This is a genomic window from Polaromonas sp. (assembly GCF_016185115.1).
Taxonomy (GTDB): domain Bacteria; phylum Pseudomonadota; class Gammaproteobacteria; order Burkholderiales; family Burkholderiaceae_C; genus Polaromonas.
Map to the genome: position 1 here is coordinate 193,330 of NZ_JACPOF010000008.1, position 15,231 is coordinate 208,560.

At 61.9% G+C, this 15,231-nt stretch carries 16 protein-coding genes; 7 read left to right on the forward strand and 9 right to left on the reverse strand.

Annotated features, from left to right (window positions below):
- Position 1 precedes the first annotated feature (1 nt).
- Positions 2–277: an HNH endonuclease signature motif containing protein gene (locus HYX42_RS05940; RefSeq protein ID WP_293400827.1), complete on the forward strand. Its 276-nt coding sequence runs from the start codon at positions 2–4 to the stop codon at positions 275–277.
- Positions 278–354: 77 nt separating this feature from the next.
- On the opposite strand, the gene HYX42_RS05945 is transcribed toward HYX42_RS05940, so the two are convergent.
- From HYX42_RS05945 to dacB, 3 genes are all read right to left on the reverse strand, one after another.
- Positions 355–972 (reverse strand): hypothetical protein, encoded by a 618-nt coding sequence (locus HYX42_RS05945; RefSeq protein WP_293400829.1) that lies wholly within the window; start codon positions 970–972, stop codon positions 355–357.
- A gap of 165 nt (positions 973–1,137) precedes the next feature.
- Complete coding sequence (locus HYX42_RS05950) at positions 1,138–1,428, reverse strand: SemiSWEET transporter (protein WP_293400831.1); 291 nt, start codon at positions 1,426–1,428, stop codon at positions 1,138–1,140.
- A complete protein-coding gene (gene dacB / locus HYX42_RS05955; protein WP_293400833.1) occupies positions 1,425–2,870 on the reverse strand; it encodes a D-alanyl-D-alanine carboxypeptidase/D-alanyl-D-alanine-endopeptidase in 1,446 nt (481 codons plus the stop codon). Before dacB ends, HYX42_RS05950 begins: the two co-directional genes overlap by 4 nt.
- A 182-nt stretch (positions 2,871–3,052) precedes the next feature.
- Here dacB and tsaB point away from each other — a divergent pair, with 182 nt between their 5' ends.
- The 4 genes from tsaB to pyrF all read left to right on the forward strand — a co-directional run bounded on the left by tsaB (position 3,053) and on the right by pyrF (position 6,057).
- A complete protein-coding gene (gene tsaB / locus HYX42_RS05960; protein WP_293400835.1) occupies positions 3,053–3,793 on the forward strand; it encodes a tRNA (adenosine(37)-N6)-threonylcarbamoyltransferase complex dimerization subunit type 1 TsaB in 741 nt (246 codons plus the stop codon).
- 13 nt (positions 3,794–3,806) lie between these two features.
- On the forward strand, positions 3,807–4,304 hold the full coding sequence (gene rimI / locus HYX42_RS05965) for a ribosomal protein S18-alanine N-acetyltransferase (protein WP_293400837.1): 498 nt from the start codon (positions 3,807–3,809) through the stop codon (positions 4,302–4,304).
- A gap of 12 nt (positions 4,305–4,316) precedes the next feature.
- A complete protein-coding gene (locus HYX42_RS05970) occupies positions 4,317–5,072 on the forward strand; it encodes a uracil-DNA glycosylase family protein (RefSeq protein WP_293400839.1) in 756 nt (251 codons plus the stop codon).
- Between the two features lie 121 nt (positions 5,073–5,193).
- Positions 5,194–6,057, forward strand: coding sequence for an orotidine-5'-phosphate decarboxylase (pyrF, locus tag HYX42_RS05975; RefSeq protein ID WP_293400841.1), 864 nt, complete (start codon positions 5,194–5,196; stop codon positions 6,055–6,057).
- Between the two features lies 1 nt (position 6,058).
- On the opposite strand, the gene HYX42_RS05980 is transcribed toward pyrF, so the two are convergent.
- Entirely contained in the window at positions 6,059–6,367 is a 309-nt protein-coding gene (locus HYX42_RS05980) for a hypothetical protein (RefSeq protein ID WP_293400843.1), read from the reverse strand.
- Positions 6,368–6,455: 88 nt separating this feature from the next.
- The gene (locus HYX42_RS05985) at positions 6,456–7,100 is read right to left on the reverse strand and encodes an NAD(P)-dependent oxidoreductase (protein WP_293400845.1); all 645 of its coding nucleotides are present in this window, start codon (positions 7,098–7,100) and stop codon (positions 6,456–6,458) included.
- A 136-nt stretch (positions 7,101–7,236) separates the two neighbouring features.
- Here HYX42_RS05985 and HYX42_RS05990 point away from each other — a divergent pair, with 136 nt between their 5' ends.
- Positions 7,237–8,160 carry a LysR family transcriptional regulator gene (locus HYX42_RS05990; RefSeq protein ID WP_293400847.1) on the forward strand — a complete coding sequence of 308 codons (924 nt, stop codon included), beginning with the start codon at positions 7,237–7,239 and terminating at the stop codon, positions 8,158–8,160.
- On the opposite strand, the gene HYX42_RS05995 is transcribed toward HYX42_RS05990, so the two are convergent.
- The 4 genes from HYX42_RS05995 to uvrA form a co-directional block, all read right to left on the reverse strand.
- A complete protein-coding gene (locus tag HYX42_RS05995) occupies positions 8,147–9,082 on the reverse strand; it encodes an EamA family transporter (protein WP_293400849.1) in 936 nt (311 codons plus the stop codon). The genes HYX42_RS05990 and HYX42_RS05995 overlap by 14 nt on opposite strands.
- Positions 9,083–9,101: 19 nt before the next feature.
- Entirely contained in the window at positions 9,102–9,551 is a 450-nt protein-coding gene (locus tag HYX42_RS06000; protein WP_293400851.1) for an acyl-CoA thioesterase, read from the reverse strand.
- 285 nt (positions 9,552–9,836) lie between these two features.
- Positions 9,837–10,784 (reverse strand): DMT family transporter, encoded by a 948-nt coding sequence (locus HYX42_RS06005; protein WP_293400853.1) that lies wholly within the window; start codon positions 10,782–10,784, stop codon positions 9,837–9,839.
- A 2-nt stretch (positions 10,785–10,786) separates the two neighbouring features.
- Complete coding sequence (uvrA, locus tag HYX42_RS06010; protein ID WP_293400855.1) at positions 10,787–13,777, reverse strand: excinuclease ABC subunit UvrA; 2,991 nt, start codon at positions 13,775–13,777, stop codon at positions 10,787–10,789.
- A 259-nt stretch (positions 13,778–14,036) separates the two neighbouring features.
- On the opposite strand from uvrA, the gene HYX42_RS06015 reads away from it, so the two are divergent.
- A complete protein-coding gene (locus HYX42_RS06015) occupies positions 14,037–15,227 on the forward strand; it encodes an MFS transporter (protein ID WP_293400857.1) in 1,191 nt (396 codons plus the stop codon).
- Positions 15,228–15,231: the final 4 nt, after the last annotated feature.

Below are 15,231 nucleotides of genomic sequence, written 5' to 3' on the forward strand. Positions count from 1 at the left end.
CATGAGCAGGCTGGCCCACACCCGCGACAAGATCTACAAAACCGTAGCCAGGCAACTGCACGGCAAGGTGCCGTGCTGGGTGTGTGGTGAACACGTGCTGCCCGAGGCCGCCACGCTGGAGCACATCAAGCCGCTGAGTGAGGGCGGCAACAGCCACGCAGAAAACCTGGCGATCAGTCACGAGGCCTGCAACAACCAGCGGCATGCCAGCGGGAAGGTCACTGTTTCAGGGCTGGTGGAGGGTCGCGTGGCGCGGCGAACCGGGCAAGTCGCCTGAGCGCTCGTCCAGCACGGATACCAGCAAGCAGGGGTATCAAAGCGTCGCAGACGTATCCATCTGCTTGCAGCAGGCCGCTATTTTCGCGGCGGGGGATCGTCGCCGAGTGGTGCGAGGTCTGACGAGTAGGTGCGGTCACCGATCTGGATGTCCCTGTCCCCCTGCCAGGCGGCTTCAAACGCAGCCAGCTGCTCGGCGGTGGCGCGTTCGTATTTCTCGATGTTCGTCAGTTCCGGGCCGGGTTGCGAGCTTGCAAACGCCGGCACCTGTGCAGGCTTGGCCCATTCCGCAACAGGTGCCGACAGTGTCTCGTCCACACGCCAGTACACGCCGCCCACGATCAGCCCATAGCGTGTCTGCGCATTTTTGGTCAGCGTTGCCGCGATCTCGGCAAGCCTTGCGTGGTGTCCCTGCTCGCCCAGCATGAAAGCCGGCGGCATGTCGAGCATGATCACGTAGCAGTGGCCGCGCTTGTCGGTACGCATGACCTTGAAGCGATAGCTTTTGGAATCTATAAAGAAGCTGCCCAGCGTTGCCCGCACGTTCTCAAAAAGCAGTTCACGGCGAAAGGCCATGCGCTCTTCGAGATTCATCTTGACGGGCGCGGTTTCCGGTCCGCGCGCGCTTACTTCCCGATCTGGCGATTCAGTGCGGGGATTGCGGGTAGACGGAAAAAGGCCTTTGAAAAGGGACATGCTTCTTGAGCGAGTTGTCCAGCCGGAGCCAGCGTTGTCTTTTGGGTAGGGGCGTCAGCGAGACATGATAGTCCGCAGCCCGGTCATGGTCATGTTTTGAAGCGCTTTTTACACCCGCTGAAGCGGGAATGTCGCGTACAAGCTGCAAAAATCTTGTGATATTTGTCACATATCCCGGGGTGGGGCACTGGCTGAATACCTTAGTTTCATCACAAGAATGGTGATGGCAAGCGCCAGCGTGATGGCGTTTGCAAGCACGATGGGCCAGGCGCCCAGCATTACGCCATAGACCAGCCAGAGCGCCACGCCGACCGTGAAGACGCTGTACATGCCCAGCGAAACACCGCTCACGTCGCGGGTTTTGAAACTCAGCCAGGCCTGCGGCAGAAAACTCAGGGTCGTCAGCGCCGCGCCGCCAAAGCCTACCCAGTCTGCCAGCGTCAAACCTGCATTCATCGCCCACCTTCCTTCACGGCCCAGTCCACCAGCGCGTCCAGCGCGGGGCGGGCTGCCGATGCATTGGCGTGGTTGATCAGGCCGACCACGATGTAGCGCGTGCCGCCCAGGCCATTGGCATAACCGGCAATGGCCGTCACGTCCCGCAGCGAGCCGGTCTTTACAAAAGCCTGGCCTGCCACACCCTTTGCGCGCTCACGCATGGTGGCGTCGATACCCGCGATGGGCAGCGAGTCTGCGAGTGCAGCGCCCATGGTGCTTTTCGCAGCGTGTTGCAGCAGCGCCTGCAGGCTGGCCGCTGTGATGCGCTCGCTGCGGCTCAGGCCGGAGCCGTTGTCGATCAGCGGAAGCATTGCGCCAGGCAGGTTCTTCTTCCACCATGCCGACAGTGCTGCACGGCCGGCTTCAAGCGTGCCGCTTTTGGCCTGGCCCAGGTTGGCGTTCAGCCCCATGGTTAAAAACAGGTGCTGCGCCATGATGTTGTTGGAGTATTTGTTGACGTCCCTTACCACGTCCAGCAAAGGCAGCGAGACGCCTTCAAACTGCGCCGTCGCCCTCTCCCCCGACAGCGTACCGCTGCGGCGCAGGCTGGCCAGCTCCTGCGGCGTCGCATCGCGTACGGCACCTGTCATCAGCCCGCCCAGGCGCCTCCACGAGCCCTCCAGTGCACGCGCCGCAAAGCTGGCCGGCTCGGCGTAGGCCATGGGCCAGGTCTTTTCGCCGCAGGCCGATGAATAGCTGCCCAGAAAATCAATACGGTTGGGGTTGTCTACACCGGCCCGCAACTCGCTGCGCCAGTCACCGCAGCGGCCCACGCGCAGCAGCGGTACGGTTTCCGAAACCTGCACCCCGGCCAGCGGCGGTTCATAACGCACGATGGCACGTGCGTTGGCAATGTCCGGCGTAAAAGTCATGACGACGGATTTGAAATTGACCAGCAACGCGTCCGGCCTGGCGTTGTAGGGCCGCAGCGGCTCACCGTCAAATTCACCCGGGTCTGTGGGCGGCACGCTGAATGCGCTGCGGTCCAGCACGATGTCACCGCGTATGGCCCTGGCGCCGCTGCTTTGCACCTGCATCAACAGGGCCTGCAGGCGCTCGACCACCAGTTTCGGGTCGCCCCCGCCCTGAACAATCATGTTGCCGTTGAGCAGGCCGCTGTTCAAGCTGCCGTCCAGCGTGACCTTTGTCTTCCAGGTGAAATCCGGGCCCAGGGTGTCCAGTGCCGAATAGGTGGTGACCAGCTTCATGACCGAAGCGGGGTTCATGGGCACATCGCTGCGCCATGTCAGGCGCGGCGGCTGCCGTCCCGAGGCATCCACCACCAGCATCGCGACGGCTTCACGCGGCACCTGGGCCTTGGCCAGCGCCTTCTCAATCGCGGGGGGCAGGCGGGGTGGCGTCTGGGCCATGCCGTTGCCGGCCAGGGTAACCATAGCCATGGCAAACAGGCCCGCTGGCGCCGTGCACCGCATTAAAAAGCCCTGTATATGCCGCCAGTCAACAATCATGGGCCGATTATCGGGGCTTGCCTGTAACGCAGAGTGCCTGACGGCGTTGGCGGGGATAATCATGCTGACGCCGTCCTGTTGGCCGCGCCCTTACCTTTTTGACCACCCCGACCATGAAGCTCCTGGCCTTTGACACCAGCACAGACGTGATGTCCATCGCGCTGACGGATGGTGCGCGCACGTGGCAGCACACGGGGCCGGGTGGCGCAAAGGCTTCGCTGACGCTGATTCCTGCCATCCTGGCGCTGCTGGATGAAGCTGGTTTGCGCATTGATGATCTTGAGGCCATCGCCTTTGGCCGAGGCCCAGGCTCATTTACGGGCTTGCGTACGGCCTGTGCAGTCGCCCAAGGGCTGGCTTTTGGCGCACGGCAGGGGGCGGGCATACCTGTGCTGCCGGTCGATACCCTGATGGCTCTGGCAGAAGAAGCCCGCTTCCGGCATGCAGATTCTGGCGGCTTGCATCACATCACGGCGCTGCTCGATGCACGTATGGATGAGGTTTACAGGCAGGACTTTGCGGTTGACGCAGGCATCTGCAAACCCCTGGCTGCGTGCAACATGGTCAGGCCCGAAAACCTCGCGCCCCGGGCCGGGACAACACTGGCCGGCAATGTGTTTGGTGTTTATGCGGACCGCCTGCCTGCCGCCATCGCCGCCTTTACCCAACTCGATGTGCTGCCCGCGGCAAGCGCCATGCTGCGGCTGGCCCCGGCGCTGGTAGCTGCCGGGCAACTGGTGGATGCCGCCCTGGCGCTGCCGCTCTATGTTCGCGATAAAGTAGCCCTCACCACTGACGAACGCGCCGTGGTCAAACAACAAAAAGAGCAGGCTGCGCTGGCCGCCATTCCCTGAAACCTCACGCCGAATGAACGCCATCCTCAAACCCGCCCAGCCGCTCGAAGCGCAATTCGAGCCGATGACCGCTGCGTGGCTGGACAAGGTGGTGGCCATTGAAAAAACTGCTTACGACCACCCGTGGACGCCCGGCAACTTCATTGACTCGCTCAATGCCGGTTACCAGGCCCAACTGCTCACGGCAGGCGCGCTGCCCCAGTCCGAACTGCTGGGCTATTTTGTGGCCATGAAGGGTGTTGATGAAGTCCACCTGCTCAACATCACCGTCGTACCCGCGCACCAGCGGCGCGGTTGGGCGCGTGTGATGCTGGACGCCCTCGCCATCTGGGCGCGGGGGCAGGGCGCGCAGTGGCTGTGGCTGGAAGTGCGTGTCAGCAACAAGCGCGCAAAAGCCATTTATGAAAGCTACGGCTTTCGTGAAGTCGGCCTGCGCCGCAACTACTACCCGTCGGGCAGTGTCCTCAGCCCCCGGCGGGAAGATGCTGTTGTCATGAGCTTTGCGCTTTAAGAGTTGGCAAGCATGAGCCTGAACCTCGACAAACGCCACCGCGCCATGCTGCGCGAAATGGGCGTGCGTGTCTGGTCGCCCATGGAGGCGCCTGCCGCCGTTCCCGCTGTTGAAGTTGCACCTGCGGTTCAGGCAGCTCCCGTAAAGACCGAAGCCCCGGCCCACGCACCTGTTGCGATTGACGCCGTCGCCGTGCGCGCACGTTCCGCCCCTGCGACGCCCGCACCGCTTGCCCGGCCCCAGCCGGCCGCTGCGCCTTCTGCGGCCACCGGCGAAAGCCCGACATGGCAGATGGGCGAAGCGCTCGCTTTGTATGCAGACACCGCCAGCACCGCTGGCGCGCGCTGGCTGGTGCTGGCAGAAACACCGTCCTCTGCATTGCAGGGCGGCTTCAATCCTTTTGAAGGCGATGCAGGCAAGCTGCTTGACAACATGCTGCGCGCCGCAAAACTGCACACAGCCGGCGGCGTCAAGCTGGCACCGCTGGCAAGGCAGGGCGCGGCGGGTGCAAGCATGGCTGCATCGCTGCCTGAGGTGCTGGCCAGCGCACAGCCTCATCTTGTGCTGGTGATGGGCCGTCTCGCGTCGCAGGCGCTACTGCAGTCAAACGAGCCTTTCGGCAGGCTGCGTGGCCAGGTGCACCAGTTGCACGGCATCAAGCTTATCGTCACGCACGATGCACCTTACCTGTTGCGCAACCCGCACGACAAGGCCAAGGCCTGGGAGGACCTCTGCCTGGCCATGAGCGTGATCTCCAATTCCCATTAAAAACGATAACTGCGTTGCTTCGTCTTGCCGTGCTACAGCACTGCCCACGACTTCGCGCCTTGTTCTCGCTTCCAATGGAAACTGGAATAAATCCTGCGCCCGCGCTTCTTACAATGGGCCCATGAGCCAATCCATGACGCAATCCACGACATTTATCGAGATGCTGGGCGCTGCAGAGCGCCAGAACCAGTCCTTGCTGTGCGTGGGCCTTGACCCCGAGCCAGCCAAATTTCCCGCCAAATACAAGGGCGATGCGAGCCGTATTTTTGAGTTCTGCGCAGCGATTGTTGACGCCACCGCCGACCTCGCCATTGCCTTCAAGCCGCAGATTGCCTACTTCGCCGCACACCGTGCAGAAGAGCAGCTTGAGCGCCTCGTCAGACACATCAAGAATGTCGCGCCTGCAGTGCCCGTCATTCTCGATTCCAAGCGCGGCGACATAGGCGCCACCGCCCAGCAGTACGCGATTGAAGCTTTCGAGCGTTACGGTGCTGATGCGGTCACGCTCTCGCCCTTTATGGGTTTTGATTCGGTCACGCCTTACCTCAAGTACCACGGCAAGGGCGCCTTCCTGCTCTGCCGCACATCCAACCCCGGCGGTGACGACCTGCAGAACCAGCGCCTCGCATCAGTCGATGGCCAGCCGCTTCTGTATGAACACGTCGCCAGCCTGGCCAACGGCCCGTGGAACATCAACGGCCAACTGGGCCTCGTTGTGGGTGCGACCTATCCCGCAGAAATTGAACGTGTGCGTGCAGTGGCTCCAACGCTGCCGCTGCTGATCCCCGGCGTCGGTGCGCAGGGTGGCGATGCGGTGGCCACCGTCAGGGCTGGCTGGAAGCCCGGCGCACCCATTGCGGTGAATTCATCACGTGCGATTCTTTACGCATCAGCTGGCGATGACTTTGCGGAAGCAGCGCGCCGCGAAGCCATCAAGACCCGCGACGTGCTCGAATCAGCGCGCCACGAATCACAACAAAAGTAGCCTAAAACGGCAGCAGCTTCTGGCGGCGGCCGAACAGGCTGCCCAGGTTTGTCAGGCTGCTGCCCGCAGGTATCAGGGCTGCCAGCTTTGCAACGCCGTCGCGTCCGCTGGCCGCACGTGCCACCAGCGCACCGCCCGCTGCCGCGCCCAGGGCGCGAACAATGGGTGAACCGCTGCGGCGCGATGCCAGCATCACTGCGACGCCCGCGCCCAGAACAATCCAGTGCTCTGCAGGAAAGCTGGGCCGCTTCTGGTCCCAGTCGCGGGCTGCCTGAAGTTGCTGCTGTGTTTTTGAAATAAGGTTGCTCATGGTCGGGTTGGTCCTTTCATGAGCCACCTTAGCCCGTGCGTGGTGCACGGGCTGTCAGACATCGCCGGAGATTTCGGTGAATGTGGTTCTAGTTTGCCGCCGTAAAACGCTTTTTGATGTGCTGCGGCTTTTCAATCTCATCAACAATGGCCACGGCCAAATCGGCAACTGAAATGCCTGCGGGCACATCTCCCTTGCCCGGCAGCAGGTCGTTGGCGCCGACGCGGTATTTGCCTGTGCGCTCGCCGGGTGCCAGGCCTATCGGCGGCGAGATAAAGGTCCAGTCAAGCGTGCTTTCTTTTTCGATGCGGTTGAGCAGCTCGCGTGCCGCAAGCGCGCCCTGCTTGTATTCAGCCGGGAACTGCGGCACGTCAACCAGCTGCACGCCGGGCGCCACATACAGGCTGCCCGCGCCGCCAATCACCAGCACACGTTTGACGCCCGCCTGCTTGATGCCCTGCAGGATGGCATGGCTGCCCTGCAGAAAGATGTCGTGAATTTTCGGCTCGCTCCAGCCCGGGTTGTAGGCACTGATGACAGCGTCATGGCCTGCGACGGCGGCGGCCACCTGTTTCTCATCCAGCACATCGGCCTTGACCACATTCAGGCCTTTTTGCGTCTGCAGTTTTTCAGGCGTGCGTGCCAGTGCGGTGACCTGGTGGCCGCGTGACAGCAGTTCAGCCAGAACGGGTGCGCCGGTAAAACCAGTGGCGCCTATGAGTGCGATTTTCATGAAAACTCCTTAAAAAGTTGAAGGTGAAAATGGAACGAGGTGGGAACAGGCATTAGTTTCATTACTTCACGCAATATTGAATAGACGTCAAAATCGGCTAATACTGTGAAGTAAAACTAATGAATCGAGGGAAGACATGGATCAACTCAGGCGCATGGCGGTTTTTGCTGAAGTGGTGACCGCAGGCTCTTTGACGGCCGCTGGCCGGCAACTCGGCATGACACCCTCGGCCGTCAGCCAGCACCTGCGCCAGCTTGAGCAATCGCTGGGGCTCGCGCTTTTGCACCGCTCAACCCGGCGGCTGACGCTGACTGAAGCAGGCGAGCGTTACCACGCAGGTTGCGCCGCCATGGTGGCGGCCGCGCGTTCTGCCGACCAGGCGCTGTCGCGGCTGCGTGATGAGCCTGACGGCGAGCTTCGCCTGGCCGCACCCATAGGCTTCGGCAGCCTGCTGGCCAGTGCGCTTGCGCCGCTTCGCAGCCACCCCAAACTCACGCTCAACCTGCTGCTGGATGACACGGTGATTGACTTGATTGAAGAGCGCGTCGACCTCGCGCTGCGCGTCGGTGCGCAGCCCGACTCGACGCTGGTTGCGCGCAAGCTCGGCAGCATGAAACGCCAGCTCTGCGCCGCACCCGCGTATCTCGCCGAACGTGGCTGGCCGGCTGAGCCCAAAGACCTGCTCAACCATGACCTGCTCGGCAGCCGTCCGCGCAACGCCAGTTTTGATTTCCTCGTACTAACAGGCCCCGGCGGAGAACAACAGCAACTGCGCTTTGAAGCCCGGGTACACGCCTCACAGGTCACGGCCATGCATGCGCTCTGCGTCGCGGGTTGGGGCATAGGCATGGCCGTCAGCCAGGAAGATCAGCAGGCGCTGGCTGATGGGCGCCTGGTGCCGGTGCTGCCCGGCTGGCATATGACTGATGTGCCGGTTTATGCGGTGACGGCGCGGCGTGGCGAGCAGCCCGCCAAGGTACGGCACGCACTCGATCTGCTGGCCGCGTATTTTGAAGAAGCCTTGCCGCCTGCGGTCGAGACGGTGTTCAGGGCTGTTTGAAACCCGACCTGAACAGTTCAGCCACGCGTCCGCCGACCACCACGCAGCCCAGCGCGCAGGCCGTCAGCGCAATGCCCGCCCACTGCCACGGCGTGATGACTTCACCCAGCACAATCATGCCGGTCGCCAGCCCCACTACCGGCACGCCCAGGCCAAATGGCGATACGCGATTCGCCGGGTGGCGCTGCAGCAGCCAGGTCCACAGGCTGTAGCCCACCAGCGTGGCCACCAGGCCCAGGTAAGCGGCTTCGACCCAGCTGATCCAGTGGGCATCCAGCCAGCGCCAGCGTACTTCTGCCGGGTCCAGCAGCGCAGCCAGCAGCACAAATGGCAAGATCGCCACCGCGCTGCTCCACACCACAAACGAAATGGGCGAATAACCTGCATAACCCTGCTGCACATGCTTGGCCACGATGTTGGACACCGCCCACATCGCCGCCGCGCAAAGAATCAGCACAAAGCCCAGCACTGTCGTCACGCCCGGGCCGGATGCACCGGGGTTCACGTAGTTCATCACAAAGCAGCAGATGCCCAGCGCCGCCAGCACCATGCCCGCCTGCTGTGGTTTGCTGGTGCGCTCATGCAACAGAAAAAAGCCGAACAGCGCCGTGAAGAACACCTGCGTCTGCAGCAGCACCGAGGCCAGCGCCGCCGTCATCCCCACCTTGAGTGATAAAAACATCAGGCCGAACTGGCCCACACCCTGAAACAGGCCGTACATCACCACCCACTTCCACGGCACAGCCGGCGGCTTGAAAAAGAAGGCCAGAGGCACAAAGGCAATCGTGAAACGGATGGCGCCCAGCTGGAAGGGCGTGAAGTCCTGCAACGCCAGCTTGGTGATGACGAAGTTGATGCCCCAGATAAACACCACACCCAGCGCAGCCAGCAGGTCACGGCCCGTCAGGGCATTGTTTTTCATTGATGGTTTCTGAAGGAGTTCAGGAGGTGGGGTTCATTGCACGCGCAGCGTCAAGATGCGCTTTCACCCGCTCGGCCAGCGCCACCTCGCCCGGCGTTTCTGGCAGCCAGGCTTCCACAGGCAGGCTTTTGCCGCCTTCATCCACCGCCACAAACACCACCAGGCATTCGGTGATCACCTGCATCTCGCCCGTCTTCATGTCACCGGCCCGCACTTCGACCGAGATGTTCATGCTCGTCTTGCCGGTGTAGGCCAGCCGCGCTTCGACTTCAACCAGGTCGCCAATCATGATGGGCCGGCCGAAGCGAATGGTGCCCACAGACACCGTCACGCAATAGCGCTTGGCCCAGCGCGTGGCGCAGGCGTAACCGGCTTCGTCAATCCACTTCATGACCGTGCCGCCATGCACCTTGCCGCCAAAGTTGACGGTGCTGGGTTCGGCCAGGAAGCGTAGGGTTATGGATGACATGGGGTCCTTGTTTTTGAGGGGAGCTAGCCAGACAGGGCGTTGTTCGAGAGATTATCCCGCCGGGCTTGCCGCTGCTGCCTGCAGGCCACTTATTGGATATTGCGGACATTTTTAACGTACACGTTAAAAAATGGGAAAAGTTAACTTCCATATTAACTTTTGAGAATTCAAGTCAGGTTTTGACCGCCCAAACCTCAAAAAACAGCCAAAAGCACGCCATTTTTGACCCCTAAAACGGTTGAAAGCCAATAGACACGAGCGTGAGCAGCTATCGAAAAGATAGTATCAAGGCGCCGGGATGACCGTTTTCTCTTCCTTCGTCACCAGCCAGATCCCCAGACAGACCAGCACCAGCGCCGCCGCGTTCTTCCATTCGAGAAAGCTTTCACCCAGAAACAGCGCTGACAGCAGCGTGCCAAAAACCGGAATCATGAAGTTGAAAACGGTGACGGTGCTGACGCGGTTGTGCTTGAGCAGAATCGTCCACAGCGCGAAGGCGGCTGATGACAGGGCGATCAGGTAGAGCAGCAGCGCGGTGGACTTGAGGGTGAAGTCGGTCACTGCGCCGCCGGTGGCAAAACCTGCCACCGTGAGCACCAGGCCGCCAATGGCCAGCTGCCAGCCGGTGAGCACGACGGAGTCGACCTTTTGCGAAATCTTCTTGCCGTAGATGCTGCCGGCCGACAGCACAAAGGCGGCGATCACGACAAATCCTTCGCCCAGCAGCGTGAAGTCAAAGGTCAAGAGCCCGGCGCTGAAGTTGACGACCATCACGCCGGCGAAACCGACCAGGCAGCCCAGCACCTTGTTGAAACTCAGGCGGTCGTTCTTGTAGATGAAGTGCGCCAGCAGCACGCTGAAGAAGGTGCCGGTCGCGTTCATGATCGAGCTCTTCACGCCGGTGGCGTGCGCCAGGCCAATGTAGAAGAACACATACTGCAGCGTGGTTTGCACAAAGCCGAGCACGGTGATCTGGCCCCAGGTGCGCCTGTCAAAGCTGACGAGGGGCTTGCCTCCAACGGCTGCGATGGCCAGCAAAACGAGCCCGGCAAAAAAGAAACGGTAGCCGGCAAACACCAGCTTGGACGGAGTGTCGCCGGCGGCGATATGGAAGAGCTCATAGCCGTTCTTGATGGCCGGATAGGCGCTGCCCCAGAGCAGGCAGCACAGCGTGGCCAGCACAAACACCGTCTGGCGGCGCGTGAAGATATTCGGGGTGGTCGAAGTGACCACGTTCACGCCAGCAGGCGCTGCAGGTAACGACCGGTGTGGCTGTCCGGGTTGGCGGCGATGTCTTCGGGTGTGCCTACGCCCACCACCGTGCCGCCGCCTGCGCCGCCTTCGGGACCCATGTCGATGAGCCAGTCCGCCGTCTTGATGACGTCGAGGTTGTGCTCGATCACCACGATCGTGTTGCCCGCATCGCGCAACTGGTGCAGCACCTTGAGCAGCAAATCAATGTCCGCGAAGTGCAGGCCAGTGGTCGGCTCGTCCAGGATGTAGAGCGTGCGGCCAGTGTCGCGCTTGCTCAGTTCCAGCGCCAGCTTGACGCGCTGCGCCTCGCCGCCCGACAGCGTGGTCGCAGCCTGGCCGAGCTTGATGTAGCTCAGGCCCACATCGAGCAGCGTGTGCAGCTTGCGCGCAATGGTGGGCACGGCCTTGAAGAACTCGGCCGCCACTTCAACCGTGAGGTCGAGGATCTGCGCGATGTTCTTGCCCTTGTACTGCACTTCCAGCGTTTCGCGGTTGTAGCGCATGCCCTTGCAGACATCGCAGGGCACATACACGTCGGGCAGAAAGTGCATCTCGACCTTGACCACGCCGTCGCCCTGGCAGGCCTCGCAGCGGCCGCCGGCCACGTTGAAGCTGAAGCGGCCTGCGCCGTAGCCCCGCTCGCGTGCGGTGTTCATCTCGGCCAGCAGTTCGCGTATCGGCGTGAACAGGCCCGTGTAGGTCGCAGGGTTGCTGCGCGGCGTGCGGCCAATCGGCGACTGGTCGACGTTGATGACCTTGTCGAAGTGTTCTATGCCTTCAATGCTTTCGTGCGGTGCCGGCTCTTCATGCGCGCGGTACAGCGTGCGGGCCACGGCGGCGTAAAGCGTGTCGTTGACCAGCGTCGATTTGCCCGAGCCCGACACGCCGGTCACGCAGGTCAGCAGGCCGACGGGAAATTCGGCGCTGACATTCTTGAGGTTGTGACCGGTGGCGTTGATGACACGCAGCGCCTGCATGTCACCCAGCGTGGCCAGGTGCACGGCCTCGCGCGCGGCGCGACGTTCGGCTGCCGGGCTGGGCGGAAAGCGTGACTTCTTTTTTTCAACCGGTGCTTCATTCTTCACTACAGGTATCCACGGCGTGCGGCGTGTGGGCACGGCAATCTTCAGCGTCTGTGCCAGGTATTTGCCGGTGAGTGAATCGGGGCTGTTTTTGACTTCTTCAAACGTGCCCTGCGCCATCACGCGCCCGCCGTGAATGCCGGCGCCCGGTCCCATGTCGATGACGTGGTCAGCGGCGCGAATCATGTCTTCATCATGCTCGACCACCAGCACGCTATTGCCGATGTCACGCAGGTGTTTGAGCGTGCCAATCAGTCGGTCGTTATCTCGCTGGTGCAGGCCTATGCTGGGCTCGTCAAGCACATACATGACGCCCGTCAGGCCCGAACCGATCTGCGAGGCCAGTCGTATGCGCTGCGATTCACCGCCCGAGAGTGTCTCGGCGCTGCGGTCCAGGCTCAAATAGTTCAGGCCGACATCGTTGAGAAACTTCAGCCGCAGGCCGATCTCGCGCACCACCTTGCCGGCAATTTCGGCCTTGGCACCCAGCATCTTGAGCTGGTCGAAATAATCAAAACTCTCGCGCAGCGTGGTGTGGCTGATTTCAAAAATCGCCTTGCGGTGCACTGCGCCTTGGTCGTCCGGCGCACTGACCAGATACACGTGGCGCGCCTCTTCGCGCAGGCGCGTGCCGTTGCAGTCGGGGCAGGACTGGATGCTGCGGTAGCGGGCCAGCTCTTCGCGTACGGCGGCAGAGTCGGTCTCGCGGTAACGCCGCTCGAAGTTGGTGATCACGCCTTCAAATGCATGCTTTTTGGCGTGCTTGCGGCCTGCGTTGGCACCCGAATCGATCACGTAGCTGAATTTGATTTCTTCTTCACCCGAGCCGTGCAACACGACCTGCTGAACCTCGTCGGGCAGGTTTTCAAAGGCGGTGTCTATGTCGAACTTGTAGTGTTTGGCCAGGCTTTCGAGCATCGAGAAGTAATAGCCGTTGCGCCTGTCCCAGCCCTTGACGGCGCCGCTGGCCAGACTCAGTGATGGGAAGGCGACGACACGCGCCGGGTCAAAAAACTCCATGTGGCCCAGGCCGTCGCAGGTCGGGCAGGCACCCACGGGCGAGTTGAAGGAAAAGAGCCGCGGCTCCATCTCGCTCAATGAATAGCTGCAGACGGGGCAGGAGAATTTGGCGCTGAAGAGGTGCTCTTTATCAGAGTCCATCTCCAGTGCAATCGCCTTGCTGTCGGCCAGGCGCAGCGCGGCCTCAAAACTTTCGGCCAGGCGCTGCTGCATGTCGGGCCGCACCTTGATGCGGTCTATCACCACATCGATGTTGTGCTTCTCGGTCTTCTTGAGTTTGGGCAGGTCGTCGAACTCATATGACACGCCGTCAACCCGAAAACGCACATAACCCTGGGCCTGCATTTCGGCAAACACATCAACAAATTCACCCTTGCGGTCACGCGCCACGGGGGCGAGGATCATCAGCTTGGTGTCTTCGGGCAGGGCCAGCACGTGGTCGACCATCTCGCTGACGCTTTGTGACTGCAGCGGCAGGTCGTGTATCGGGCAATAGGGCGTGCCGGCGCGGGCGAACAGCAGGCGCAGGTAATCGTGAATCTCGGTCACCGTGCCGACGGTGGAGCGCGGGTTGTGGCTGGTGGCTTTCTGCTCGATGGAAATCGCAGGCGACAGGCCTTCGATCATGTCCACATCGGGCTTGTCCATCAGTTGCAGAAACTGCCGTGCGTAGGTGCTCAGGCTTTCAACATAACGGCGCTGGCCTTCGGCATACAGCGTGTCAAAGGCCAGAGACGACTTGCCCGAACCGCTCAACCCGGTGATGACCACCAGCTGGTTGCGCGGAATATCAAGATCAATGTTCTTGAGGTTGTGCGTGCGTGCGCCACGGATGCTGATCCGTTGCGCTGCCAAGGGATGAGCCCCCACGCTCCTCGCTTCGCGTAGTTCGCTGCCCCCCGGGGGGGCTGAACCTGCTAGGGGCGGCCCGTCGCCGGTTCCTTTTGCAAGGTATTTGCTGTCGTCAGGAGAGTTCAATTGAATGCAGGCGCCGCAAAACTCTCCATCATAGACCGACGGGCGCTTTCAAGCACAATATCGGGTTACGCTCTCTCCCGGGCCACGCTTTTTTGACTTTTTCCCGGTATCTGCCTTGACCGCGCCTTCTGCCACCCACCATTCACACCCCATGACCGCCACAGAGCGGCGCGCCAGCGGCTCTCTGGCGGCGATTTTTGCCCTGCGCATGCTGGGGCTGTTTCTGGTGCTGCCCGTGTTTGCGCTGGAAGCCGCCCGTTACCCCGGCGGTGACGATCCGGCCCGGGTGGGGCTGGCGATGGGTATTTATGGCCTGACGCAGGGCATTTTGCAGATTCCCTTTGGCATCGCCTCTGACTGGTGGGGCCGCAAACGCGTGATGATTGCCGGGCTGGTGATGTTTGCGCTGGGCAGTTTTGTGGCGGCCTGGGCACCTGACCTCAACTGGCTGATCATTGGCCGCTCCATCCAGGGAGCGGGTGCCATTTCAGCCGCCGTCACGGCCATGCTGGCCGACCTGACCCGCGATGAGGTGCGCACCAAGGCCATGGCGCTGGTCGGCAGCAGCATTGCGCTGATGTTTGCGCTGTCGCTGGTGCTGGCGCCCACGCTGGCCGGCTACATCGGCCTGCACGGCCTGTTTGCGCTGACAGGCTCGCTGGCGCTGGCAGCCATCGCCGCCGTGATCTGGTGGGTGCCGCCCGAGCCGCTGGTGCACAAGGACAGGCCGCGCGGCAGCGTGATGGAAGTCCTCAGGGACGTGCCGCTGTTGCGCCTGGACTTTGGCGTCTTCATATTGCATGCAGTGCAACTGGCCATGTGGGTGGCGGTACCCGCCTTGCTGGTGGCTGCGGGCCTGGACAAGGCGCGGCACTGGCAGGTTTACCTTCCCGCCGTGCTGCTGTCATTTGTCGCGCTGGGCATGGTGCTTTTCCCGCTGGAGCGTCGAGGTTACCTGCGTGCGGTGTTTCTCTGGGCCATAGGCATTATTTTTGTCGTACAGCTGGGGCTGCTGCTGGTGTCTGGCATGGCCACGTCCAGCCTGGGCTGGCTGTCTGCCTTGCTGTTTCTGTTTTTCTGCGGTTTTAACGTGCTGGAAGCCACCCAGCCCAGCCTGGCCTCACGCGTGGCGCCTCCGCATGCCCGTGGCGCGGCGCTGGGCGTTTACAACACGCTGCAGTCGTTGGGTTTCTTTGCCGGCGGTGCCATAGGCGGCTGGATCACCAAGGCGCATGGCGTGCAGGGCTTGTTTATCGTCTGCGGCGGGCTCATGTTGTTGTGGCTGGTGGTCGCCTGGCCGATGAAGGTACCCCGGAAGTCTGTTCCCGTCCTTGCCAGTTAAACTG